The following is a 21748-nucleotide window of genomic DNA, read 5'->3' as shown; positions in this document are numbered from 1 at the left end:
ATAACGTTGTCCAGAGCCACCATCACGGATGCCGCCACGACGACACAGTTGACATGTTCTACTCTAAAACAACAGCCATACGAACAGTCTTCAGAAAAGAACTGCCAGTCTCGCGACTTGAACTCAAGTAAGGAAAACCAAGGACGGAATACAATGATCGAAGACAGAAGAACGCTGCTCAAATGGCTGGTAACAGGTGTAGGATTTACTGCGCTGGACGCACTGGCGGGCTCCGCTATAAAAGTTACCGCACGCAAGAAAGTAAAAATAGTCGTTATTGGGGGCGGCTTTGCAGGTGCAACATTTGTGCGCGCACTGCAACGTCTTGAACCCAACGTAGCTATTACCCTCATTGAAGAGAACCGCACCTATCAATCCGGACCGCTATGTGCGGAATTATTGGTTGACAAGCGAGACGAGCAGACGCTGACGTTTGACTACAATAGATTGGTTTCTGAAGGCATTAATATCGTCCATGATCGTGCGATAAAAATAGACCCAAAAAAGAAATGCGTAGTAACTCGTAACGCAACCTATACCTATGATAAATGTATTGTGGCTGCCGGTATAAGTTTTGATTTCGAACAGATAAAGGGCCATAGCCACGAGCTGGCAGATAAATTCCCCCACGCCTGGCAAGGCGCAAAGCAACTCAACATTCTGAAAAGACAGCTACATGAAATGCCGGACGGCGGGACTGTACTTATGACAGCTCCGAACACGGAATATCGATGCCCACCCGGCCCATATGAGCGCGTCAGTCAAATCGCAGAGTATCTGAAGACGCACAAGCCCAATTCGAGAATTATATTTCTCGATTCCAAAGAAAGATTCCCGAAACAGGCGCAGTTTGAGTTAGCTTGGTCAACCCTTTATGGATATGGCACCGACAGGAGTTATATCCAATGGATCGGCGCCAAACAAGGTGGCACAGTAACTGAACTTAAAGCTTCCAGTCATGAGCTTGTTTGCGAAGCAGGAACATTCAAAGGCGACATCATCAATATCATCCCAAGGCAGAGAGCAGATCGCTTTGCTGCTGAAAACGGGTTGACAGGAGATAATGGCTGGTGCCCGGTAAACACTAAAACTCTTGAATCCCTGAAAATACCAGACGTGCATGTGATTGGTGATGCGGCGGATGCCCAGCACCTTCCTAAATCAGCATTCGCCGCAACTTGCCAGGCGAGAGTATGTGCGCTGGCCATCTATTCAATAATCAATAATCAGCCCGTGATGACACCGGAATACATGAACGTGTGTTTCAGTCTATGCGGAACAAATTACGCCATTTCGGTTGCTGTAAACTATCACTGGAATGTCGCATCGAATAAAATTGATATTATATCGTCAAACATCACCGCACTTGATTCTCCCCCTGAACAGTATGTCAGCGAGGTTCAATCAGCCTATTCGTTGTTTGAGAGCCTGGTAAAGGGGGCTTTCGGGTAACCGTAGTTGATCCCCATCCGAATCAAGGATTGATAAAAAATCCTCGATTCACTCAACCACACACGCGATGAATAGGGATATCAGCAAATGAGTGAAGTGATGGCAGCCGAAGGATTTCTCAGATCCCTGACGGACTCTGGAGTAGGCTTCACGCTGGCACCGACCGGGTCTACCGCGAGGCGCGAGATGCGCAACAACTCGGGAAGCTGCGACTACACTTCAGACACGGATATCCTTTGCATTATCAATGCAGAGGATATTGACAAAACACTCACCCAGAAAAGAAAAAGCTTCCAGAAGCTATCTCTTATCCTGATGAGCACAGATGCGTTGAGCTATCCTTCAAATGCTGTTTTGTCAATTGACTTCGATGCTCTGATAGAAAACCAGCTCAAATTATCAAAGCCAAATTTCGCAAGTTCCAGCACCGCAGGCTTCATCTCCTATCAAGCACAACCATTGGCTTATTACTCGGCTCAGTTAAATCATTCAGCACCTGAAGCTCAACGACGATTGCTTAGTAAAATTTCGATCAGCTGCCTAAAGTTGCTATACCTCGCAGATCACGTGGATAGACGATCTTTCGTTTATGAACGAGAACTGCTCGCTTACAACAACACCAGAATCAGCAACAGACTTATATGCAAAATCCTAAATAGAGAAACACCAGACGCAGAACTTACAAGTATTGCAGAGATTTTGCAACATCATGTATCAGAATGCCAGGTCCTGACACAATTTACTAGAAACTTAACGTCGACAAGTCTTTATTTTCTCGACAAGCAAAAATACTCACAAGAAATCATCGAAGCGGTTTTTCTGGAAAACAACAGGATGAGTAGAGCAGACGCGCTATTTTAAGGGAATGACCAATGCCAGACATTATCGCTACGCTGGGCCCAGCCGGCACAGACTCGCACAGGCAAGCTGAGCGGCTTGGAGCAATCGTTTCATTGCATGATACTTTTCACGCCGCAATAAATCATGCAAAGCTCAACAATACGAAGTTGTTAGTCCCCGCGGGATTCAGAGAAAACCGCGACGGGAAGCAGTTTTCCTGGGTCGATTTTCACTTTGAAAACCTTGGCCACCTCGAACTCGAGAAAGCCTGGTTCGAAAAAACCATGCCAATGGTCCTTCTGCATCATTCATACAGCATGATTGCTATCCACCCCTCCACATCAAGTCTTGTGCCCGAGCTGGAGCGGTACGAAAAAATCAAATACACCCGATCCAAGGTGGAGGCTTATGAACTTTTCTCGCGTGGTGAGGCTTCGGCTGCGCTAACCAGTGACAGCATCATCGATAACAAAAAAGACAGCAGGTTCATAAAGTCCGAATTCAGGCCGACGATGGTCTGGTGTTTGTATGAAACAAAAAAATATGCGGTAAATAATTAGTATTTTCGCCACAAATGCAACGCCGACCAAAAAGGAACAACGTGGTGAACACTTTAAAAAGCCACATGATTATTCTGTTGTGCTTCAGCATATCTCTGACCGAACGTTTTACTCAGGCATCGATCCCGTTAATCGTTGATCACTTGGGCCTCAGCAGCTTTGAAATGTCACTACTCCTGAGCGCGCTCGCCGCTTCGACTGTATTTACCGGGTTAATTATCGCCCCCTACATTGATACGTACGACCAGAAGCGTTACTTGGGCCTTATTGGTGCGCTCGGAATATCGGGGACTTTATCTTATTTTATGTTTGGGCTTACCCAAGGCCTCGAATGGGGGTGCTCCTTGATGTTCTGCATTGGCGCAGTGCTCAGAATCATCAATTACCGTCGCTTAGCGGTAATCAACGGCGAAGTCGACAAATCGTATCTGTCTCGTGCTCATACTCGCATGCAGCTTTCAATTACCCTCGCTATGGCAGCCGCCCCGTTGTGCCTGAGCCTGATATTGGCTGATGATTATTTGGACTTCACCGTAGCTATATTGTGGGCCTGTCTGCTTTTGAGCCTCTTTACATCATCATTCAGCGTTCCAGCGAAACATGCCACGCCACCAACTCTCACACTGCGCGCGCCAAAGGAACTGAACACTGCCAATTATTTTATTTTCACCGGTATGCTTCTGTCCGGGTTGTTTCTAAGCATTCTATTGGCTTACTGTCAAAGCAGTTCAGACAACCCGACCCAATTGTACACCCAAGTAATATTTTCACAGGTTGTCGGATTAATCATTGCAAACGTAATGTTTGAACGATTTTTTGGCGAGCACTTCAGAATGTATGGCATTCTGATCATAATCATTGCCGCCTGCGAATTCGGCTTTATCTTTACGCATTCCAGTTCACTGATCAACGCATTCTCTTTCTTGATAGGCTTTTGCTTTCAAATAATGTTCCTCAGATCTCACAATCAGTTTCAGATAAAAATCCCTAAAGGCATGAGCGCCAAATTTAATGGAATTCGGGGTATGTATGCGTTTATAGGAGTTACCTTTGGATACATCACAGGGCCCATTTTGCAAAAACTTGGTGGAACTGAAATGGTGCTCCTGGCTTGCAGCGCAACTGCGATTCTCTTCCTACTGTTCCTCGGCCATCTTGCTCCTTCGAGTCCGGATTACTGCGGTGACGATCTAAAACTTTGATACCCCAACAAATGCGAAGCACCGCAGCCTAACTCTAAAACCAAGGAGCGTTTATGATTGCACCATGGAAATTCCAATGCGAAAACCTGCACATTCAGTTCAGCGCTGAAGTTAAGCCAGACTCCCGGGCGTCTGAAACGCTTGAATTGCTTCCCGTCAATGTAACACCAAGCCAACAGATGTTATTGACCATTTCGAAAATGAAATCAACATGCTTTGCCGACGATGATTTCATGACAAGCCACGAGGCAATTCTTAAAGTAGCTGTCACCCTCAACTCAGTACAATATTACTTCCCCATATTTGCAATTGTCGACGCCCCCCACTCTATTGTTAGAGGGGCACTGCTGGGTTATACAAAAAGCATTGGCAAAATCAATATCTCCAGCCGATCCCATGAGTTTCACTGGGAAGGCTATGAAAATGTCGTCCAATTCCAAACACTGGAATCGGTTTCTGAGGACATTTCTCTCCTTCCTCATCTGACCTATAGAAACTATCGCACTGCGGAATTTGAAGCCAAAGGCCTTTCAGTGCTGAATATTTCCGACTACTCCGCCACCCCTATTTCAACATGCAAGACGATAAAACTAGATCTTCCTTTGTTGGCGGAATATGGAATCAGAAATACAACTCCCTTCAAAGCAGGCTTTGTTTCTGATTCTTTCACTGTACACGGCGCTCAATATGCATAACGTCTTGTTTATCGGTAAAGGCGTCATCACCTCCTCGATCGCCAGTTACCTGACAGGCAAGGAATGGTGCCTAGATTATTACGAGCGTTCGTCCACAGATTTGAGAACAATCAATATCTCCGAGTATAATTTTGTAGTCTCTTGCCTTCCCGATGCTGCGATCGCAAAAGGCATCTGGAACGAATTACTTGATTGCGCTTTGACTTGGAAAGCTTACAACACTCAATTCATAGAGATCTCCACGCTAACCTGCGAGATCATTACAAATATCAACAAGATTTTTTGTAAAGAAAAATTTTCATTCATCGAAGCGCCCTTTACAGGCAGTAAATCCGGCGCTTTGAATGGAAGTTTGATTTATTTTGCCTACTCAGAATCAACCTCACCTGAAACCAATGAGTTTCTGAAAGCGACGTCCAGTCGAATATACAATTTCAACGGCATTTCCGGAGCCACGCAGTTCAAATTGTTCTATAACCTCTGGGGACTTTCTTGCCTAGGCCTGATGAGCCAAATGCTGCCGCTTTTGAATGCCTTGCCTGAGAAAGAACTTGCAGCCGAGATCGTCTCTTCGAATGATGATTTCTGGATGGGCGCTATCGCACGTCAGAAACTCTCCCAATCTCTGTCCGCGAACTATGAAGATGTACACTGCAAGCTCAAATACGCCATCAAAGACATAAGGTATGCGCTAGACGAATTCAGCGGCAATAAACTCGATCTATCTGAATGTCTTCTTGCAATTTTGGACAGTGAGCACACCTTGGCTTACGAAAATTCTGATTTCACTTCAATGCGCGAGTTTTTCCGATGAACCCACTGCGCATAGCCAACCGCTCGGAGCAAAACACCTTGGCGCTCGCCCGCTACCCAGGCGCTCAGCCACATTGGGTAGCAGACATGTCGTTCGCTACCCCCGAACCAATACTTCGGGCAATAACCGAAAGAGTCAAGGAAGGACATTTTTCATACCCAAAGCTTGCGGAAACCGTTTATCAATCCATTCAACATTGGTGCGCGACTCGCTACGACTGGGTAATCAATCGCGAGTGGATTGTTATCATTCCAAATACAATTTCCGGCGTCCGCACAGGTGTTAAAAGCGTATATAAAAGTGGGGCAATTTTCACCCAACAGCCGAACTACCATAAGCTTCTGGATATTGGCAAAAGCTTTGATGCGGGCATAACCACAATAGATATAAATACCTCGCACATACCATTCTCGGTTCATGATCTACAAAGCATCGCACTTGAGAACCCGTCCGCTGTAGTTCTATGCAATCCTGCAAATCCAACAGGTACGGTCGCGAGCCGTGCGCAATTAGAATCCTTGGCAGAGTGCATCAAGGGTCTGCGCACGGTAGTCATTTCCGACGAAGCGCACGCTGACATTATTCTCGGTGATCAGCGCCATGTTCCGCTAGGCTCCGTGAAAGGTCTTGAAAACAAATCGATAACGGTCCTGTCACCCAGCAAAACTTTCAATTTGGCAGGCGTCTCGGTAGCCTACGCCGTCATTCCATCCAAGCAGATCCGCAAAGCTTTCGTATCAACCTTGGCACTTCATTGCTCTGGGATAAATGCATTGGGTCTTGTTGCACTTGAGCATGCGTACGTTCACTGCTCAGCCTGGCTGGAAACACTTTTACAGCAATTGAGGTACAACCAGCGCTACCTGCATGATCGTCTGTTAAAAACATCCTTGAGGTACGTTCCTTCAGGTGGCACTTACCTCGCATGGATTGATGCACGGGCCGCGGGTTGCGATGTCTTCGCAAGGCTTCTGGATAAGGGGATCGCGATATCGGATGGAGCGGACTTCGGCGCTCCTGGCTGGATCAGATTCAACTTTGCTCACCCGCAGAGCCAGATGATCCATGCAACAGACACTATTCTTGATTTATTTGGAAATACAAAATGAAAGCGCTTATCACTGGCGGAGCCGGGTATATCGGCAACACGATTGCGTTTGCGCTGGCCGACGCGGGACATCACCCGGTCATTCTTGACGAACAACCGGAAAGCAACAGCAAGACGAATAAAGATTTCGACTATTATCAAGGCGACATCGCAGACAAAACACTTTTGACCAAGATCATCAACGACCATCCTGACCTGTCGCTGATTATTCACTGCGCAGCGAAAATTGACGTCGCCGAATCCACGACCAACCCTGAGCTTTATTACAATAACAACTTCTCAAAATCCATAGCGATGATCAATCATCTATTGGACCTGGGTGTCAGCAAGTTGATTTTGAGTGGCACTGCATCCCTGTACAACTCCGAAGCCGCTTATAGTTTTGACGAAAACTTTGCTCCGAATCCCACGAGCCCTTATGCGCGCTCAAAGTTTTTTCTGGAACTGGCGTTGAATGACCTCTCGAAAGTAGGCGATTTTCAGCTTGTCATCTTCAGATATTTCAACCCCATTGGCAGTGACCATAAACTCAGAACCGGTTTCCGCGGCAGCAATAAAAGCAGCCTGTTGAACTCATTGATTCAATGTGCTGCACTTGATCGCCCCTTCCAGATCAACGGTGACGACTGGAATACCCGGGATGGGTCCACCATCCGGGATTTCGTTGACGTTTGCGACCTCGCCAACGCCCACGTCCTGGCGGCTGAAGCGTTTGACCGCAATTGTTTATCCGTACCCCTGAATGAATTTGGCCTTCCCGTCATAAATCTGGGGTCGGAACAAGGGGTCACGGTCAAAGAGTTTGTTGCGGCGTTCCAAAACACCACGGCCAGTGAATTGATAGTAGAGATTGCTGATCGAAGATCCGGAGACATTATTGGCGGTTACGCGTCCAGCGAACTTGCGCGCGAGCTACTGGGATGGGAGCCTGCTACGCCTTTGCAAACATCTGTTTCCAACTCGATACGCTGGGCGCAGACTTTGTCTTGAGCCTTGGCATGCCTAGCCAGGTTCCGGTCGAACCTGGCTCATTGCAACCGCCGTCTTCCAAACAGGATGAAAGCCATGAAGTTTCTCTGCCCCGGCGCAGATCTCGCTGAGGCCAGCAGCCGTGGATTCGACATTGACGGCAACAAACTGTTTGCCGTGCGCCGCAATGGCCAGGCCTATGTTTATCGCAACCACTGCCCGCATCGTGGCGTCGCCCTCGAATGGCAGCCCGACCGGTTTCTCGACCCGAGCAACAGCCTGATCCAGTGCGCCACCCACGGCGCACTGTTTCTGATCGAGGACGGTGAATGCGTCGCCGGGCCCTGCGCCGGGCAATCCCTGACCGCCATTCCTTGCCGCGAAGACGCGCAGGGGCTGTGGATAGATGTTTAACCGTTGAGCAAAACGTCCAGCCGCCGGTCGATCACCATCTCTTCGTGGTTCAAACGTACGCCGTAAGCCAACACCTCGACCCCGCACGCCACCGCTTCACGCAAGGCATCCGCGTACGCCGAATCGATTTCCTCGGCCGGACGCACCGCCTCGATCCCGCTGAGATTGACGCAATACAGCTGCACCGCACGAATACCGTCACGGGCGAGGTGTGCCAGCTCCCGCAGATGCTTGGCGCCACGCTGGGTGACCGCGTCGGGAAACGCCGCGACGTTCGTCCCGTCGAACCCCAAAGTGACACTCTTCACTTCCACATAAGCCGGCCCGCTCGGGTATTCAAGGCGGAAATCGATACGGCTTTTTTCCTGACCGTATGCCACTTCGCGTTTAAGCGCCGTGAAGCCGTTCAACTCGCTGATGACACCGGCCTGCAGCGCCTCTTCAACGAGGGCGTTGGCGCGGCCGGTGTTCACGCAGAACAGTCGACCCTGCGGCGTTTCCCCGATTTCCCAAGTGCCGGGCAGTTTGCGCTTCGGGTCGTTTGAGCGACTGAACCACACTTGCCCGCCTTCAACCTGACAGTTGAGCATCGAACCGGTGTTCGGACAGTGTAGGGTCAACAACTCGCCGTTGACCGTTTCAACATCTGCCAAAAAACGTTTGTAGCGACGGATCAGCCGCGCCTCTTCCAGAGCCGGATAAAAGCGCATCAGCCTTGCCAGCTCTTCAGGCCGCGAGCGATACGCTCCACCGCTTCCTGTAAGCGAGGGAGGTTTTGCGTGTAGGCAAAACGCACATGGTGGCTGGCCTGATAACGGCCGAAATCCAGACCCGGGGTGAAGGCTACGTGCTCGGTTTCGAGGAAATGTCGGCAGAACGCGAAGGCATCACCGCCGAACTGGCTGATATCGGCGTACAAATAGAACGCCCCTTCCGGCTCGACGGCGATGTTGAAACCCAACTCGCGCAACGCCGGCAGGAGGAAGTCGCGACGGCGGCCAAATTCGGCGCGGCGCTCTTCGAGAATGCTGATGGTGTCCGGCTCGAAACAGGCCAATGCGGCGTACTGCGCCATGCTCGGGGCGCTGATGTAGAGGTTTTGCGCGAGTTTTTCCAGCTCACTGACCGCCGCATCCGGCGCCACCAGCCAGCCGAGGCGCCAACCGGTCATGCCGAAATACTTGGAGAAACTGTTGAGGACAAAAGCGCTGTCATCGACTTCCAGCACGCTGGCGGCATCGGTGCCGTAAGTCAGGCCGTGGTAGATCTCGTCCACCACCAGATGCCCGTGGCGCGCCTTGATCGCGGTGGATAACCCGGCCAGCTCGTCACGGGTCAGGATGGTGCCGGTCGGGTTGGCCGGCGACGCCACCAACGCTCCCACGCTATCGTGATCCCAGTGCCGCGCAACCAGATCCGGGGTCAGTTGATAGCGCACGTCCGGCCCGACCGGCACCAGTTGCGCCGCGCCTTCGACCAGACGCAGGAAGTGCCGGTTGCACGGGTAACCCGGGTCGGCCAGCAGCCAGTGCTTACCCGGATCGACCAGCAAGGCACTGGCCAGCAACAGCGCGCCGGAGCCCCCCGGCGTGATCAGGATCCGTCGCGGATCGATGTTCAGGCCATAACGCGTCTGATAGAACCCGGAAATCGCCTCGCGCAGCTCAGGAATACCGCGCGCCGCGGTGTAGCGGGTCTTGCCCGCCGTCAGCGCCGCTTGCCCGGCCCGGATGATCGGCTCGGCCGTGGTGAAGTCCGGCTCGCCGATTTCCAGGTGGATCACGTCGTGGCCTTCGGCCTGCAGTTCGTTGGCCCGCGCAAGCAGTGCCATTACATGGAACGGTTCGATCGCACGACTGCGCGCACTGTAAGGCTGAGCCATTGGTTTTCCTTCGACGGGGAAAAAGAGACGATTCTACCCATCTGCCGGAACGAGCGAGAACCCGTCGCGGTCACAGCCTCAAGAACGCTGGACTGTAACGATATGAGCGTACGCTCCAGGATTGACTAAAATCAGTGATTGAACAGGCTTTCATCAGCGCCAGACACGGCTTGCCAAACATCTGCAAGCGCCACCCGCCGGGGCCTCGACATCCGGGAGTAGCGCGGGCCGAATTGATCTGGTAAGTTCGCCCGCTTGCAGCCGCAGGGCCGGCAGGTGTCGGTGATGGAGCAATCCTGCGCAATGGATTACAAGAGTAGAGGCGGTCCATTTCATGCCCACCCAAGCAAAGCAACAGCAGCAAGCGACGATCAGCGGCTTCGAACCTTACGTTCCGAAGGCCGGCGAAGAGTACATGGGCGCCCCCATGCGCGCGCACTTCACCAAGATCCTGAACAAGTGGAAACAGGACTTGATGCAGGAAGTCGACCGTACTGTTGATCACATGAAAGACGAAGCGGCCAACTTCCCTGACCCGGCCGACCGTGCCAGCCAGGAAGAAGAATTCGCCCTCGAGCTGCGCGCCCGCGACCGCGAGCGCAAGTTGATCAAGAAGATCGACAAGACCCTCGAACTGATCCAGGACGAAGAGTACGGCTGGTGTGAATCCTGCGGCATCGAGATTGGCGTCAAGCGCCTCGAGGCCCGTCCTACCGCCGATCTGTGCATCGACTGCAAGACCCTTGCGGAAATCAAGGAAAAGCAGGTCGGCAAGTAATCTCGACCTGAACGAAAAACGGAGCGTGCGAACGCTCCGTTTTTGTTTCTGCCTTTTGCCTTTGTGTAGGAGTGAGCCTGCTCGCGATAGCGGTTTGATATTCAATATCAATGATGACTGAACCACCCCCATCGCGAGCAGGCTCACTCCTACAAGTTGACCTGCGCACGCCCTGAAAAGTAGTTTGACCCATGACTGCCAAAACTGCCCCCGCCTACATCGGCCGCTTCGCCCCCACTCCCAGTGGCCACCTGCACTTCGGTTCGCTGGTCGCCGCGCTCGCCTCTTACCTCGACGCGCGCGCGGTCGGCGGGCGCTGGCTGGTGCGCATGGAAGACCTCGATCCGCCTCGGGAAGAACCCGGCGCACAGGCGGCGATTCTCAAGGCGCTGGAAAGCTACGGTTTCGAATGGGACGGCGAGATGGTGCGCCAGAGTGACCGGCACGAAGCCTATGCCGAAGTTCTCAACAGTCTGTTCAATCACGGCCTCGCTTACGCCTGCACTTGCTCGCGCAAACAGCTGGAGGCTTACAACGGTATTTATCCGGGCTTGTGCCGCAATGCCGGCCATGAACAGCAAGGCGCGGCGATTCGCCTGCGCGTGCCGGAGCTGGAATACCACTTCATCGACCGGGTGCAAGGCGAATTCCGCCAGCACCTGGGGCGTGATGTCGGCGATTTCGTGATTCGCCGCCGCGACGGCCTCTACGCCTATCAACTGGCCGTGGTGCTGGATGACGCCTGGCAGGGCATCACCGACATCGTGCGCGGCGCCGACCTGCTCGACTCCACCCCGCGCCAGCTCTACCTGCAAGAATTGTTGGGCTTACGTCAGCCACGCTACCTGCACCTGCCGCTGATCACGCAACCGGACGGCAACAAGCTCGGCAAATCCTACCGTTCGCCACCGCTTGAGGCCGACCAGGCCACGCCGCTGCTGTTGCGAGCCTTGCGTGCGCTGGGGCAAAACCCCGGCGCCGAACTGGCCCACGCTTCACCGCAGGAATTGCTGAAATGGGGCGCAGGCCACTGGGATGCGACAAAGATCCCGCGCACACTGAGCCTGCCCGAAGCGCAACTGCAATGACGGCACTTGCAGTGGCGCGCCCATCCGTTACCATCGCCGCACGTTTTCGGGCACGCGCATAAAAAAGAGAGGCCGGGATGTACATCTATCGCTTGGTCCTGCTTCTGGTCGTGGGAATCTATCTGTTTTCGCCAGCCATCATGGATTGGTGGATCGACGCCACGGGCGCCTGGTATCGGCCGTATCTGCTCTGGTTGATCCTGATTGTCGTGACCTTCATCCTGCAGAGCCAAAAAGATGCCGATGAGCTTTAGCCTGACCCAGATGATCCTGATCAGCGCCGCGTACCTGGCGGTGCTGTTCGGTGTTGCCTGGATCAGTGAGCGGGGCATGATCCCGCGGGCGATCATTCGCCACCCGCTGACCTACACCCTGTCGCTGGGGGTCTATGCCAGTGCCTGGGCGTTTTACGGCACGGTGGGCCTGGCCTATCAGTACGGCTACGGGTTTCTGTCCAGTTATCTCGGGGTGTCTGGAGCGTTTTTGCTGGCGCCGGTGCTGCTGTATCCGATCCTGAAAATCACCCGCACCTATCAACTGTCGTCGCTGGCGGACCTGTTCGCCTTCCGCTTCCGCAGCACCTGGGCCGGCGCGCTGACCACGATCTTCATGCTGATCGGCGTACTGCCGCTGCTGGCGTTGCAGATTCAGGCGGTGGCCGACTCCATCGGCATCCTCACCGGCGAGCCGATCCAGAGCCGCGTCGCGCTGGCGTTCTGTGCGCTGATCATTCTGTTCACGATTTTCTTCGGTTCCCGGCATATCGCCACCCGCGAGAAACACGAAGGGCTGGTGTTCGCGATTGCCTTCGAGTCGGTGATCAAGTTGATCGCCCTCGGCGGCGTCGGCCTCTATGCGCTGTACGGCGTGTTCGACGGCCCCCAACAGCTGGAGTTATGGCTACTGCAAAACCAGACCGCCCTCGCCGCGCTGCACACGCCGCTGCAGGAAGGGCCTTGGCGCACGCTGTTGCTGGTGTTCTTCGCCTCGGCGATCGTGATGCCGCACATGTATCACATGACCTTCACCGAAAACCTCAATCCGCGCTCGCTGGTCAGTGCAAGCTGGGGCCTGCCGCTGTTCCTTCTGCTGATGAGCCTGGCGGTGCCGCTGATTCTCTGGGCTGGCCTGAAGCTCGGCGCCACCACCGATCCGGAATATTTCACCCTCGGCATCGGCATCGCCGCCAACAGCAAACCGCTGGCCTTGCTGGCGTACGTCGGTGGATTGTCGGCGGCCAGTGGCCTGATCATCGTCACCACCCTGGCACTGTCGGGCATGGCGCTGAACCACTTGGTGCTGCCGCTGTACCAGCCACCGGCTGAAGGCAACATCTATCGCTGGCTGAAGTGGACCCGCCGGGCGCTGATCGTCGCGATCATCATGGCCGGTTTCTGCTTTTACCTGATGCTCGGCGCCGGACAGGATCTGGCCAACCTCGGCATCGTCGCCTTCGTCGCGACCCTGCAATTCCTGCCCGGCGTGCTCTCGGTGCTGTACTGGCCGACCGCCAACCGTCGCGGCTTTATCGCCGGCTTGCTGGCGGGGATTTTGGTGTGGGTGGTGACCATGCTGTTGCCGCTGGTCGGCAACCTGCAGGGTTTCTACATTCCCCTGTTGAACATGATTTACGTGCTGGACGACACCAGTTGGCACATGGCGGCCATCGCCTCGCTGGCGGCCAACGTATTGATGTTCACCCTGATCTCGCTGTTCACCAACGCCAGCCCGGAAGAAGCCAGCGCCGCCGAAGCCTGTGCGGTGGATAATGTGCGTCGCCCGCAACGCCGCGAACTGCATGCGGCCTCGCCCCAGGAGTTCGCCACGCAACTGGCCAAACCGCTGGGCGCCAAGGCGGCGCAGAAAGAAGTCGAGCAGGCGCTGCGCGATCTCTATCTGCCGTTCGACGAACGCCGTCCTTATGCATTGCGTCGTCTACGCGATCGCATTGAAGCCAACCTCTCCGGCTTGATGGGGCCGAGCGTGGCGCAGGACATGGTTGAAACCTTCCTGCCGTACAAGGCCGGTGGCGAAAACTACGTCACCGAAGACATCCACTTCATCGAAAGCCGTCTCGAGGACTACCACTCGCGCCTCACCGGGCTGGCCGCCGAACTCGACGCTTTGCGTCGCTACCACCGCCAGACCCTGCAGGAGCTGCCAATGGGCGTCTGCTCGCTGGCCAAGGATCAAGAGATCCTGATGTGGAACAAGGCCATGGAAGAACTCACCGGGATTGCCGCGCAACGGGTGGTCGGCTCGCGCCTGAGCACCATCGCCAATCCGTGGAAGCAATTGCTGCAAGGCTTCATCAACCTGCCCGATGAACATTTGCACAAGCAGCACCTGGCCCTCGACGGCCAGACCCGCTGGCTCAATCTGCACAAAGCGGCGATCGATGAACCGTTGGCACCGGGCAACAGCGGCCTGGTGCTGCTGGTGGAAGACCTGACCGAAACGCAGATGCTCGAAGACAAACTGGTGCATTCCGAACGCCTGGCGAGCATCGGCCGTCTCGCGGCAGGCGTAGCCCATGAAATCGGCAACCCGATCACCGGTATTGCGTGTCTGGCGCAGAACCTGCGCGAAGAGCGCGAAGAAGACGGTGAACTGACGGAAATCAGCGGGCAGATTCTCGAACAGACCAAGCGTGTGTCACGCATCGTGCAGTCGCTGATGAGCTTCGCCCATGCCGGCAGCCATCAGCACAGCGACGAACCGGTTTGTCTGGCGGAAGTGGCGCAGGACGCCATCGGCCTGCTGGCGCTGAACCGGCGCAATTTCGAAGTGCAGTTCTACAACCTGTGCGATCCGGATCACTGGGTCGAAGGCGATCCGCAGCGACTCGCCCAGGTGCTGATCAATCTGCTCTCCAACGCCCGTGATGCCTCGCCTGCGGGCAGTGCGGTGCGGGTCAAGAGTGAAGCCGGCGAACACACGGTCGATCTGATCGTCGAAGACGAAGGCAGTGGTATTCCGCAGAACATCATGGACCGATTGTTCGAACCTTTCTTCACCACCAAGGACCCTGGCGAAGGTACCGGTCTGGGCCTTGCACTGGTCTATTCCATCGTTGAAGAGCATTATGGACAAATCACCATCGACAGCCCGGCTGATGTTCAAAGCCAGCGCGGCACCCGTATCCGGGTGACCTTACCGCGTCATGTCGAAGCGACGTCCGCTGTGAACTGAGACCGTCGAGAGTATCGAATCAATGCCGCACATTTTGATCGTCGAAGACGAAACCATTATCCGCTCCGCCTTGCGCCGCCTGCTGGAACGTAACCAGTATCAGGTCAGCGAAGCCGGTTCTGTGCAGGAAGCACAAGAACGCTTCAGTATTCCCACATTCGATCTGATCGTCAGCGACCTGCGCCTGCCTGGCGCCCCCGGCACCGAGCTGATCAAGCTTGGCCAGGGCAAACCGGTGCTGATCATGACCAGCTACGCCAGCCTGCGCTCGGCGGTCGACTCGATGAAGATGGGCGCGGTGGACTACATCGCCAAGCCTTTCGATCACGATGAAATGCTTCAGGCTGTCGCGCGGATCCTGCGTGATCACCAGTCGACGCCTGCCGCCGGCGAAGCGCCTGCCGGCAAAGCAGCCAATGGCAGCGGCAAACCGTCTGTCGACAACAGCAACGGCGAAATCGGCATCATTGGCTCGTGCCCGCCGATGCAGGATCTGTACAGCAAGATCCGCAAAGTCGCACCGACCGATTCCAATGTCCTGATCCAGGGCGAGTCCGGCACCGGTAAAGAGCTGGTGGCCCGCGCCCTGCACAACCTGTCCAAGCGCGCCAAGGCACCGATGATTTCGGTGAACTGCGCGGCCATTCCGGAAAGCCTGATCGAGTCCGAACTGTTCGGCCACGAAAAAGGCGCGTTCACTGGCGCCAGCGCCGGTCGCGCCGGTCTGGTGGAAGCGGCGGACGGCGGCACGCTGTTCCTCGACGAAATCGGCGAGTTGCCGCTGGAAGCCCAGGCCCGTTTGCTGCGGGTGCTGCAGGAAGGCGAGATTCGCCGCGTGGGTTCGGTGCAGTCGCAAAAGGTCGATGTGCGCCTGATCGCCGCGACCCACCGCGACCTCAAGAGCCTGGCGAAAATCGGCCAGTTCCGTGAAGACTTGTATTACCGACTGCACGTGATTGCCCTGAAACTGCCGGCGTTGCGCGAACGTGGCACCGACGTCAACGAAATCGCCACCGCGTTCCTCGCCCGTCAAAGTGCGCGCATCAACCGTACCGACCTGAAATTTGCCGCCGATGCCGAACAGGCCATCCGGCATTATTCCTGGCCGGGTAACGTGCGCGAGCTGGAAAACGCGGTGGAGCGCGCAGTGATCCTGAGCGAAAGCCCGGAAATCTCTGCCGATTTGCTGGGCATCGACATCGAGCTGAGCGACCTGGAAGACGACGAGTTCATCGGTCTGCCGCCACAAACGCCGGGTAACGCCAGCAACAGCAGTCATGAACCGACTGAAGACCTGTCGCTGGAAGACTACTTCCAGCACTTCGTTCTTGAGCATCAGGACCACATGACCGAAACCGAACTGGCGCGCAAACTGGGCGTCAGCCGCAAGTGCCTGTGGGAACGCCGTCAGCGTCTGGGCATTCCACGGCGCAAGACCGGGGTTACCAGCGAGAGCTGAACGTTACCTGTCGAGTGCGCGGGTAACGCTTGAAGACGTGAAAAAACTGTTACCTCAGTCCTTTCACGTAACAGAAGCCGGGGTTATCGGTAACGAAACCCCGGCTTTTTTTCGCCCCGAGAAAACGGTTATAACGACCTAACCCCTTGTTTTATTGGGCTTCGCAAAAGTTGGCACGGCACCTGCTATATGTTTGGTACAAGAACAATAACAAGCAATGCACAAGACAATAAAAATAAGACGAATCGACTCACGCACAATAAAAACAAGACGGCGAGAGGCGCAGCTAACTGATTCTTTTGGAGAGGCGTTGTATTTGGGGCTAGCCCCACGACCAGGCCGAGAACAACAAAAACTGTCCTAAGACAGAGCCTGTACTGGTTGGATCGCAAGATCACTGCAACACAGCGACCAAAGCAATCCGTTTGCTCTTGGCTCCCGATTGGGAGGGTCATGAAGGAAAAGCTTCATGGCGAGGGCACTCAACAAAAACAAGAAGCCCGAATCAATAATAAAAAGAGCACGCAACTACTTCTTGGGGAGCTTCGGCTCCCCTTGTAGTTTCTCCCGTTCTGAAAATCCTGCTGTCTTTACCCTCCTCGACCCTTGCAGCTTGCGGCTTACAGCGCAAATCTGCTGCGTCCTACACCATCCCCCGACTAAATGCTAGAATCTGCGCCCATCATGCGGTCATTCTTTGGTATGGCCGAACATTCCTTCAAACAGTGCATCCCATGCTGAAGAAGCTGTTCCAGTCATTCCGAACTCCCGTGCGTCGTACGCAACACATCCGCAGCACCCCTGAAGTGCTCAACAGCGGCCAACATTCGCTGCAGAAGGGGCAATTCAGCCGCTATGCGGTGAATATCGTCGAACGCTTGCAAGGCGCCGGCTACCAGGCCTATCTGGTCGGTGGTTGCGTGCGTGACATGCTCCTGGGCATCACGCCCAAGGATTTCGACGTCGCCACCAGTGCCACCCCCGAGCAAGTCCGTGCCGAATTCCGCAATGCGCGGATCATCGGGCGCCGCTTCAAACTGGTGCATATCCATTTCGGTCGCGAAATCATTGAAGTCGCGACCTTCCGCGCCAATCACCCGGTCAATGAAGACGACGAAGACAGCAACCAGTCTTCGCGTAACGAGAGCGGGCGGATTCTGCGCGACAACGTCTACGGCACCCTGGAAGAAGACGCGCAACGCCGCGACTTCACCATCAACGCCTTGTATTACGATCCGGTCAGCGAGCGCATTCTCGATTACGCCAACGGCGTGCACGACATCCGCAATCACCTGATCCGCCTGATCGGCGATCCGAAGCAGCGCTACCAGGAAGACCCGGTGCGCATGCTGCGGGCCGTGCGTTTCGCCGCCAAGTTGAATTTCGGCATCGAGAAGCACACCGTGCAGCCGATCCGCGAACTGGCGCCGATGCTGCGCGAGATCCCGTCGGCCCGTCTGTTCGAGGAAGTGCTCAAGCTGTTCCTCTCCGGCCACGGCGCAATCACTTTCGAGATGCTGGTCGATCTGCAACTGTTCGCCCCGCTGTTCCCGGCCAGTGCCGACGCACTCGAGCACAACCCGGAATACACCCACACGCTGATCAGCGAAGCGCTGACCAACACCGACCTGCGCATCAAGCAGAACAAACCGGTAACCCCGGCGTTCCTGTTTGCCGCGCTGCTGTGGCCTGCCCTGCCGGCCCGCGTGCTGCGTCTGCAGGAACGTGGCATGCCGCCAATTCCGGCCATGCAGGAAGGTGCGCACGAGCTGATCGCCGAACAGTGCCAGCGCATCGCCATTCCGAAGCGTTTCACCATGCCGATCCGCGAGATCTGGGACATGCAGGAACGCCTGCCACGCCGCAGCGGCAAACGCGCCGACCTGCTGCTGGACAATCCACGCTTCCGCGCCGGCTACGACTTCCTGCTGCTGCGTGAAAGCGCTGGTGAGCAGACCGACGGTCTGGGCGAGTGGTGGACGGACTATCAGGACGCCAACGACAGCGAACGTCGCGACATGATCCGTGACCTCAGCGGCAAGGGCGATGACGCCAGTGGCGCACCGCGCAAACGTCGCCGCAGCAGCGGCTCCAAGCGCAAGCGCGCCGGGGCACCGAGCGCATCGGGCGAATAAGACATGGAGCGCATCTATATCGGCCTGGGCAGCAACCTCGCTGACCCGGCCGAACAATTGCGCAGCGCGCTCGACGCGCTGGAGCAATTGCCGCAAACCGCCCTCGCCGGTGTTTCGGCGTTCTATCAGAGCGACTCGCTGCTGCCGGGGCAACCGCGTTACACCAACGCAGTTGCTGCCCTCGACAGCGACCTCGCGCCGCTGGACTTGCTCGATGCGCTGCAAGCCATCGAGAACGATCAGGGCCGCGAACGCCTCGAACGCTGGGGCCCGCGCACGCTCGATCTGGACATCCTGTTGTTCGGTGACCGCCTGATCGACGTACCGCGTCTGAAAGTCCCGCACTACCAGATTCAGGAACGTGCGTTCGTGCTCTATCCTCTGGCCGAACTGGCCCCGCAGGATTTGCGTCTCGCCGATGGCCGCACCCTGCCCGACCTGCTCGCCGCCTGCCCGTTCGTCGGCCTCGAACGCCTTCCCCAAGCCTGACAAAAATCCCCTGTAGGAGCTGCCGAAGGCTGCGATCTTTTGACCTTGGTTTTTTAGAATCAAGAGTAAGATCAAAAGATCGCAGCCTTCGGCAGCTCCTACACCAGAGAGCGTGCAGCATTGCCATTTTTGTCGGACAAAAAACCCGCCAATCAGCCCTGCCGCAGCGCTGAATCGCATCAGTAACGCCGGTAACACTCCCCTCGTAACAATGCGGTAACACACGCAATTGACTTCCTAGGTTCTCCTCACGACTATAGGCGTCCCGCTGCCGCCAACCCGGCACATACGGGCGCAATCCAGGCCTTATAAGCACGACAAAAGAGCGTGCGCCTGAGTAGACGAAGAATCACGCGCGTTACTCGCAGTAGTTTCCAGAGCGCCTGAACGAGGATTTTTTACATGCCAGCCATCACCCTGACCACGCTCCAGAGCCTCAAGCAGAAAGGTGAAAAGATCACCATGCTGACCTGCTATGACGCGACCTTCGCCCACGCCTGCAACGAGGCCGGTGTCGAAGTGCTGCTGGTGGGCGACTCCCTCGGCATGGTTCTGCAAGGGCACGACAGCACCTTGCCGGTGACCACCGCAGAAATGGCCTATCACACCGCCTGCGTCAAACGCGGCAACACCGACGCCCTGATCCTGGCTGACCTGCCGTTCATGGCCAACGCCACTATCGAACAAACCCTGACCAACAGCGCCACGCTGATGCAGGCCGGCGCGCACATGATCAAGGTCGAAGGCGCGCTGTGGCTGGCGGAGTCGATCCGCCTGCTGGCCGAACGCGGTGTGCCGGTCTGCGCGCACATGGGCCTGACTCCACAGGCCGTGAACATTCTTGGCGGCTATAAAGTGCAGGGCCGCAACGAGAACCAGGCGCGGCAGATGCGTGCCGACGCGATCTCGCTGGAGCAGGCTGGCGCAGCCATGCTGCTGCTCGAATGCGTGCCGAGCGAACTGGCCGCCGAAATCAGCCAGGCCGTGAAGATTCCGGTCATCGGCATCGGCGCCGGTAGCGAGACCGACGGTCAGGTACTGGTGTTGCACGACATGCTCGGCCTGTCGATCACCGGCCGCGTACCGAAATTCGTCAAGAACTTCATGCAGGGTCAGGACAGCATCCAGTCCGCACTGAAGGCCTACGTCAACGAAGTCAAAGGCGTTACTTTCCCTGGGATCGAACACGGATTCTCTGCATGAACACTGTCAAAACCGTACGCGAATTGCGCGCCGCCGTGGCCCGCGCCCGCAGTGAAGGCAAGCGCATCGGCTTCGTGCCGACCATGGGCAACCTGCACAGCGGCCATATCGCGCTGATCACCAAAGCCACTCAGCGCGTGGATTTCGTGGTCGCGAGCATTTTCGTCAACCCGCTGCAGTTCGGCGCCGGCGAAGACCTCGACAAGTACCCGCGCACCCTGGCGGCAGATCAGGAAAAACTGCTGCAAGCCGGCTGTCATTTGCTGTTCGCTCCGACCGTCGAAGAGATGTACCCCGACGGCATGGCCGGGCAGACCCGGGTCAGCGTGCCGCAACTGTCTGAAGGCCTCTGTGGCGCCAGCCGTCCGGGGCACTTCGAAGGTGTGGCAACGGTGGTCAGCAAGCTGTTCAACATGGTCCAGCCGGATCTGGCGATCTTCGGCCAGAAGGATTTCCAGCAACTGGCGGTGATCCGCGCGCTGGTGCATGACCTGAACATGCCGATCCAGATCATCGGCGAACCGACTGTGCGTGCGGCCGACGGCCTGGCGCTGTCGTCGCGTAATGGCTTCCTCAGCGAAGATCAACGTGCGGTCGCCCCGGTGGTCTATCGCACCCTGAGCACGATTGCCGAGTCGATCAAGCAAGGTGAGCGCGACTACCCGGCGCTGATCGCCGCCCAAGTGCGACAGCTGGAAGCCGCCGGCCTGCGTCCGGATTACCTGGAAATTCGCCACGCCCTGACCTTGCGTCCGGCGACGGCAGAAGACCGCGATCTGGTGATTCTCGTGGCGGCGTTCCTCGGCACCACGCGGTTGATCGACAACCTGCATCTGAACCTCGATACCCCCGTTTAAAGCAAGATCAAAAGATCGCAGCCTGCGGCAGCTCCTACACATGAGTCCATGTAGGAGCTGCCGCAGGCTGCGATCTTTTGCGTTGTATTGCCGCCCCCAAAGCCTTCGGGCACACTGCCCGCCGTTTGTTTCCAACCCGGGAAATCCCTCATGCACGCCATCATGCTCAAGGCCAAGCTGCACCGCGCCGAAGTCACTCACGCGGTCCTCGATTACGAAGGTTCCTGCGCCATCGATGGCGAATGGCTGGACTTGTCCGGCATCCGTGAGTACGAGCAGATCCAGATCTATAACGTCGACAATGGCGAGCGCTTCACCACCTACGCGATTCGTGGCGAAGAAGGTTCGCGGATGATTTCGGTCAACGGCGCAGCCGCGCATAAAGCCAAGGTCGGTGACCGCGTGATCATTTGCGCCTACGCCCATTACAGCGAAGCGGAACTGCTCAATTTCAAGCCGCGCATGCTGTACATGGCGCCGGGCAATGAGCTCAGCCACACCAGCAACGCCATTCCGGTTCAGGTGGCCTGAGCCGCCTCGACGCGTCACTCCCCTTCCGTTGGTCGGCCCGTTCCCGGTATTGATGTTAAAAAAGTACAGGGAACAGGTCA

At 55.9% G+C, this 21748-nt stretch carries 21 protein-coding genes; 19 read left to right on the top strand and 2 right to left on the bottom strand.

Annotation, left to right across the window (positions count from 1 at the left end; translation table 11 throughout):
• Nucleotides 1-153 precede the first annotated feature (153 nt).
• From ACU680_RS21900 to ACU680_RS21860, 9 genes are all read left to right on the top strand, one after another.
• Nucleotides 154-1452 carry an FAD-dependent oxidoreductase gene (locus ACU680_RS21900; protein ID WP_448180494.1) on the top strand — a complete coding sequence of 433 codons (1299 nt, stop codon included), beginning with the start codon at nucleotides 154-156 and terminating at the stop codon, nucleotides 1450-1452.
• Nucleotides 1453-1539: 87 nt separating this feature from the next.
• Nucleotides 1540-2313 (top strand): hypothetical protein, encoded by a 774-nt coding sequence (locus tag ACU680_RS21895; protein ID WP_448180493.1) that lies wholly within the window; start codon nucleotides 1540-1542, stop codon nucleotides 2311-2313.
• Nucleotides 2314-2324: 11 nt separating this feature from the next.
• The gene (locus ACU680_RS21890; protein ID WP_448180492.1) at nucleotides 2325-2852 is read left to right on the top strand and encodes a hypothetical protein; all 528 of its coding nucleotides are present in this window, start codon (nucleotides 2325-2327) and stop codon (nucleotides 2850-2852) included.
• Between the two features lie 44 nt (nucleotides 2853-2896).
• On the top strand, nucleotides 2897-4054 hold the full coding sequence (locus ACU680_RS21885; protein WP_448180491.1) for an MFS transporter: 1158 nt from the start codon (nucleotides 2897-2899) through the stop codon (nucleotides 4052-4054).
• A gap of 53 nt (nucleotides 4055-4107) precedes the next feature.
• Entirely contained in the window at nucleotides 4108-4749 is a 642-nt protein-coding gene (locus tag ACU680_RS21880; protein WP_448180490.1) for an acetoacetate decarboxylase family protein, read from the top strand.
• A complete protein-coding gene (locus ACU680_RS21875) occupies nucleotides 4742-5563 on the top strand; it encodes an NAD(P)-binding domain-containing protein (protein ID WP_448180489.1) in 822 nt (273 codons plus the stop codon). Before ACU680_RS21880 ends, ACU680_RS21875 begins: the two co-directional genes overlap by 8 nt.
• Nucleotides 5560-6672: an aminotransferase class I/II-fold pyridoxal phosphate-dependent enzyme gene (locus ACU680_RS21870; protein WP_448180488.1), complete on the top strand. Its 1113-nt coding sequence runs from the start codon at nucleotides 5560-5562 to the stop codon at nucleotides 6670-6672. Before ACU680_RS21875 ends, ACU680_RS21870 begins: the two co-directional genes overlap by 4 nt.
• Nucleotides 6669-7661, top strand: a complete 993-nt coding sequence (locus ACU680_RS21865) for an NAD-dependent epimerase/dehydratase family protein (protein WP_448180487.1) — start codon at nucleotides 6669-6671, stop codon at nucleotides 7659-7661. The genes ACU680_RS21870 and ACU680_RS21865 overlap by 4 nt, the downstream gene beginning before the upstream one ends.
• Nucleotides 7662-7736: 75 nt before the next feature.
• Entirely contained in the window at nucleotides 7737-8054 is a 318-nt protein-coding gene (locus ACU680_RS21860) for a Rieske (2Fe-2S) protein (RefSeq protein ID WP_448180486.1), read from the top strand.
• Here ACU680_RS21860 and sfsA read toward each other — a convergent pair.
• Entirely contained in the window at nucleotides 8051-8764 is a 714-nt protein-coding gene (gene sfsA / locus ACU680_RS21855; RefSeq protein WP_103367314.1) for a DNA/RNA nuclease SfsA, read from the bottom strand. The two genes, ACU680_RS21860 and sfsA, sit on opposite strands and share 4 nt — an antisense overlap.
• Nucleotides 8764-9936, bottom strand: coding sequence for a pyridoxal phosphate-dependent aminotransferase (locus tag ACU680_RS21850; protein ID WP_103367313.1), 1173 nt, complete (start codon nucleotides 9934-9936; stop codon nucleotides 8764-8766). Before ACU680_RS21850 ends, sfsA begins: the two co-directional genes overlap by 1 nt.
• Nucleotides 9937-10270: 334 nt before the next feature.
• Between ACU680_RS21850 and dksA the strand changes: the two genes are divergently transcribed.
• The 10 genes from dksA (at nucleotide 10271) to panD (ending at nucleotide 21668) form a co-directional block, all read left to right on the top strand.
• Complete coding sequence (gene dksA / locus ACU680_RS21845; RefSeq protein WP_003228250.1) at nucleotides 10271-10714, top strand: RNA polymerase-binding protein DksA; 444 nt, start codon at nucleotides 10271-10273, stop codon at nucleotides 10712-10714.
• A 191-nt stretch (nucleotides 10715-10905) separates the two neighbouring features.
• Nucleotides 10906-11802: a tRNA glutamyl-Q(34) synthetase GluQRS gene (gluQRS, locus tag ACU680_RS21840; RefSeq protein WP_367085743.1), complete on the top strand. Its 897-nt coding sequence runs from the start codon at nucleotides 10906-10908 to the stop codon at nucleotides 11800-11802.
• A 77-nt stretch (nucleotides 11803-11879) separates the two neighbouring features.
• On the top strand, nucleotides 11880-12056 hold the full coding sequence (locus ACU680_RS21835; protein ID WP_003176118.1) for a hypothetical protein: 177 nt from the start codon (nucleotides 11880-11882) through the stop codon (nucleotides 12054-12056).
• Nucleotides 12040-14994, top strand: coding sequence for a sensor histidine kinase (locus tag ACU680_RS21830; protein WP_007963899.1), 2955 nt, complete (start codon nucleotides 12040-12042; stop codon nucleotides 14992-14994). The genes ACU680_RS21835 and ACU680_RS21830 overlap by 17 nt, the downstream gene beginning before the upstream one ends.
• 22 nt (nucleotides 14995-15016) lie before the next feature.
• Complete coding sequence (locus ACU680_RS21825; RefSeq protein ID WP_448180485.1) at nucleotides 15017-16453, top strand: sigma-54-dependent transcriptional regulator; 1437 nt, start codon at nucleotides 15017-15019, stop codon at nucleotides 16451-16453.
• Nucleotides 16454-17187: 734 nt separating this feature from the next.
• Entirely contained in the window at nucleotides 17188-18588 is a 1401-nt protein-coding gene (locus ACU680_RS21820) for a polynucleotide adenylyltransferase PcnB (protein ID WP_047600294.1), read from the top strand.
• Nucleotides 18589-18591: 3 nt separating this feature from the next.
• Entirely contained in the window at nucleotides 18592-19077 is a 486-nt protein-coding gene (gene folK, locus ACU680_RS21815; protein WP_448180484.1) for a 2-amino-4-hydroxy-6-hydroxymethyldihydropteridine diphosphokinase, read from the top strand.
• A gap of 402 nt (nucleotides 19078-19479) precedes the next feature.
• The gene (gene panB, locus ACU680_RS21810; RefSeq protein WP_400763930.1) at nucleotides 19480-20280 is read left to right on the top strand and encodes a 3-methyl-2-oxobutanoate hydroxymethyltransferase; all 801 of its coding nucleotides are present in this window, start codon (nucleotides 19480-19482) and stop codon (nucleotides 20278-20280) included.
• On the top strand, nucleotides 20277-21137 hold the full coding sequence (gene panC / locus ACU680_RS21805) for a pantoate--beta-alanine ligase (RefSeq protein WP_448180483.1): 861 nt from the start codon (nucleotides 20277-20279) through the stop codon (nucleotides 21135-21137). The genes panB and panC overlap by 4 nt, the downstream gene beginning before the upstream one ends.
• 150 nt (nucleotides 21138-21287) lie before the next feature.
• Nucleotides 21288-21668, top strand: coding sequence for an aspartate 1-decarboxylase (gene panD / locus ACU680_RS21800; RefSeq protein ID WP_003228271.1), 381 nt, complete (start codon nucleotides 21288-21290; stop codon nucleotides 21666-21668).
• Nucleotides 21669-21748: the final 80 nt, after the last annotated feature.

This window comes from Pseudomonas sp. LF020, assembly GCF_053456425.1.
This window is presented reverse-complemented; position numbering and strand designations above follow the sequence as displayed.

Excerpts from the sequence above, each read along its gene's own strand:
- ACU680_RS21875 (WP_448180489.1), top strand. The coding sequence starts at position 4,742 with ATGCATAACGTCTTGTTTATCGGTAAAGGCGTCATCACCTCCTCGATC.
- ACU680_RS21825 (WP_448180485.1), top strand. The coding sequence starts at position 15,017 with ATGCCGCACATTTTGATCGTCGAAGACGAAACCATTATCCGCTCCGCC.
- ACU680_RS21890 (WP_448180492.1), top strand. The coding sequence starts at position 2,325 with ATGCCAGACATTATCGCTACGCTGGGCCCAGCCGGCACAGACTCGCAC.
- ACU680_RS21820 (WP_047600294.1), top strand. The coding sequence starts at position 17,188 with ATGCTGAAGAAGCTGTTCCAGTCATTCCGAACTCCCGTGCGTCGTACG.
- ACU680_RS21880 (WP_448180490.1), top strand. The coding sequence starts at position 4,108 with ATGATTGCACCATGGAAATTCCAATGCGAAAACCTGCACATTCAGTTC.
- ACU680_RS21860 (WP_448180486.1), top strand. The coding sequence starts at position 7,737 with ATGAAGTTTCTCTGCCCCGGCGCAGATCTCGCTGAGGCCAGCAGCCGT.
- folK (WP_448180484.1), top strand. The coding sequence starts at position 18,592 with ATGGAGCGCATCTATATCGGCCTGGGCAGCAACCTCGCTGACCCGGCC.
- sfsA (WP_103367314.1), bottom strand. The coding sequence starts at position 8,764 with ATGCGCTTTTATCCGGCTCTGGAAGAGGCGCGGCTGATCCGTCGCTAC.
- ACU680_RS21900 (WP_448180494.1), top strand. The coding sequence starts at position 154 with ATGATCGAAGACAGAAGAACGCTGCTCAAATGGCTGGTAACAGGTGTA.
- ACU680_RS21850 (WP_103367313.1), bottom strand. The coding sequence starts at position 9,936 with ATGGCTCAGCCTTACAGTGCGCGCAGTCGTGCGATCGAACCGTTCCAT.
- gluQRS (WP_367085743.1), top strand. The coding sequence starts at position 10,906 with ATGACTGCCAAAACTGCCCCCGCCTACATCGGCCGCTTCGCCCCCACT.
- panB (WP_400763930.1), top strand. The coding sequence starts at position 19,480 with ATGCCAGCCATCACCCTGACCACGCTCCAGAGCCTCAAGCAGAAAGGT.
- ACU680_RS21870 (WP_448180488.1), top strand. The coding sequence starts at position 5,560 with ATGAACCCACTGCGCATAGCCAACCGCTCGGAGCAAAACACCTTGGCG.
- ACU680_RS21835 (WP_003176118.1), top strand. The coding sequence starts at position 11,880 with ATGTACATCTATCGCTTGGTCCTGCTTCTGGTCGTGGGAATCTATCTG.
- ACU680_RS21865 (WP_448180487.1), top strand. The coding sequence starts at position 6,669 with ATGAAAGCGCTTATCACTGGCGGAGCCGGGTATATCGGCAACACGATT.
- panC (WP_448180483.1), top strand. The coding sequence starts at position 20,277 with ATGAACACTGTCAAAACCGTACGCGAATTGCGCGCCGCCGTGGCCCGC.
- dksA (WP_003228250.1), top strand. The coding sequence starts at position 10,271 with ATGCCCACCCAAGCAAAGCAACAGCAGCAAGCGACGATCAGCGGCTTC.
- ACU680_RS21830 (WP_007963899.1), top strand. The coding sequence starts at position 12,040 with ATGCCGATGAGCTTTAGCCTGACCCAGATGATCCTGATCAGCGCCGCG.
- ACU680_RS21895 (WP_448180493.1), top strand. The coding sequence starts at position 1,540 with ATGAGTGAAGTGATGGCAGCCGAAGGATTTCTCAGATCCCTGACGGAC.
- panD (WP_003228271.1), top strand. The coding sequence starts at position 21,288 with ATGCACGCCATCATGCTCAAGGCCAAGCTGCACCGCGCCGAAGTCACT.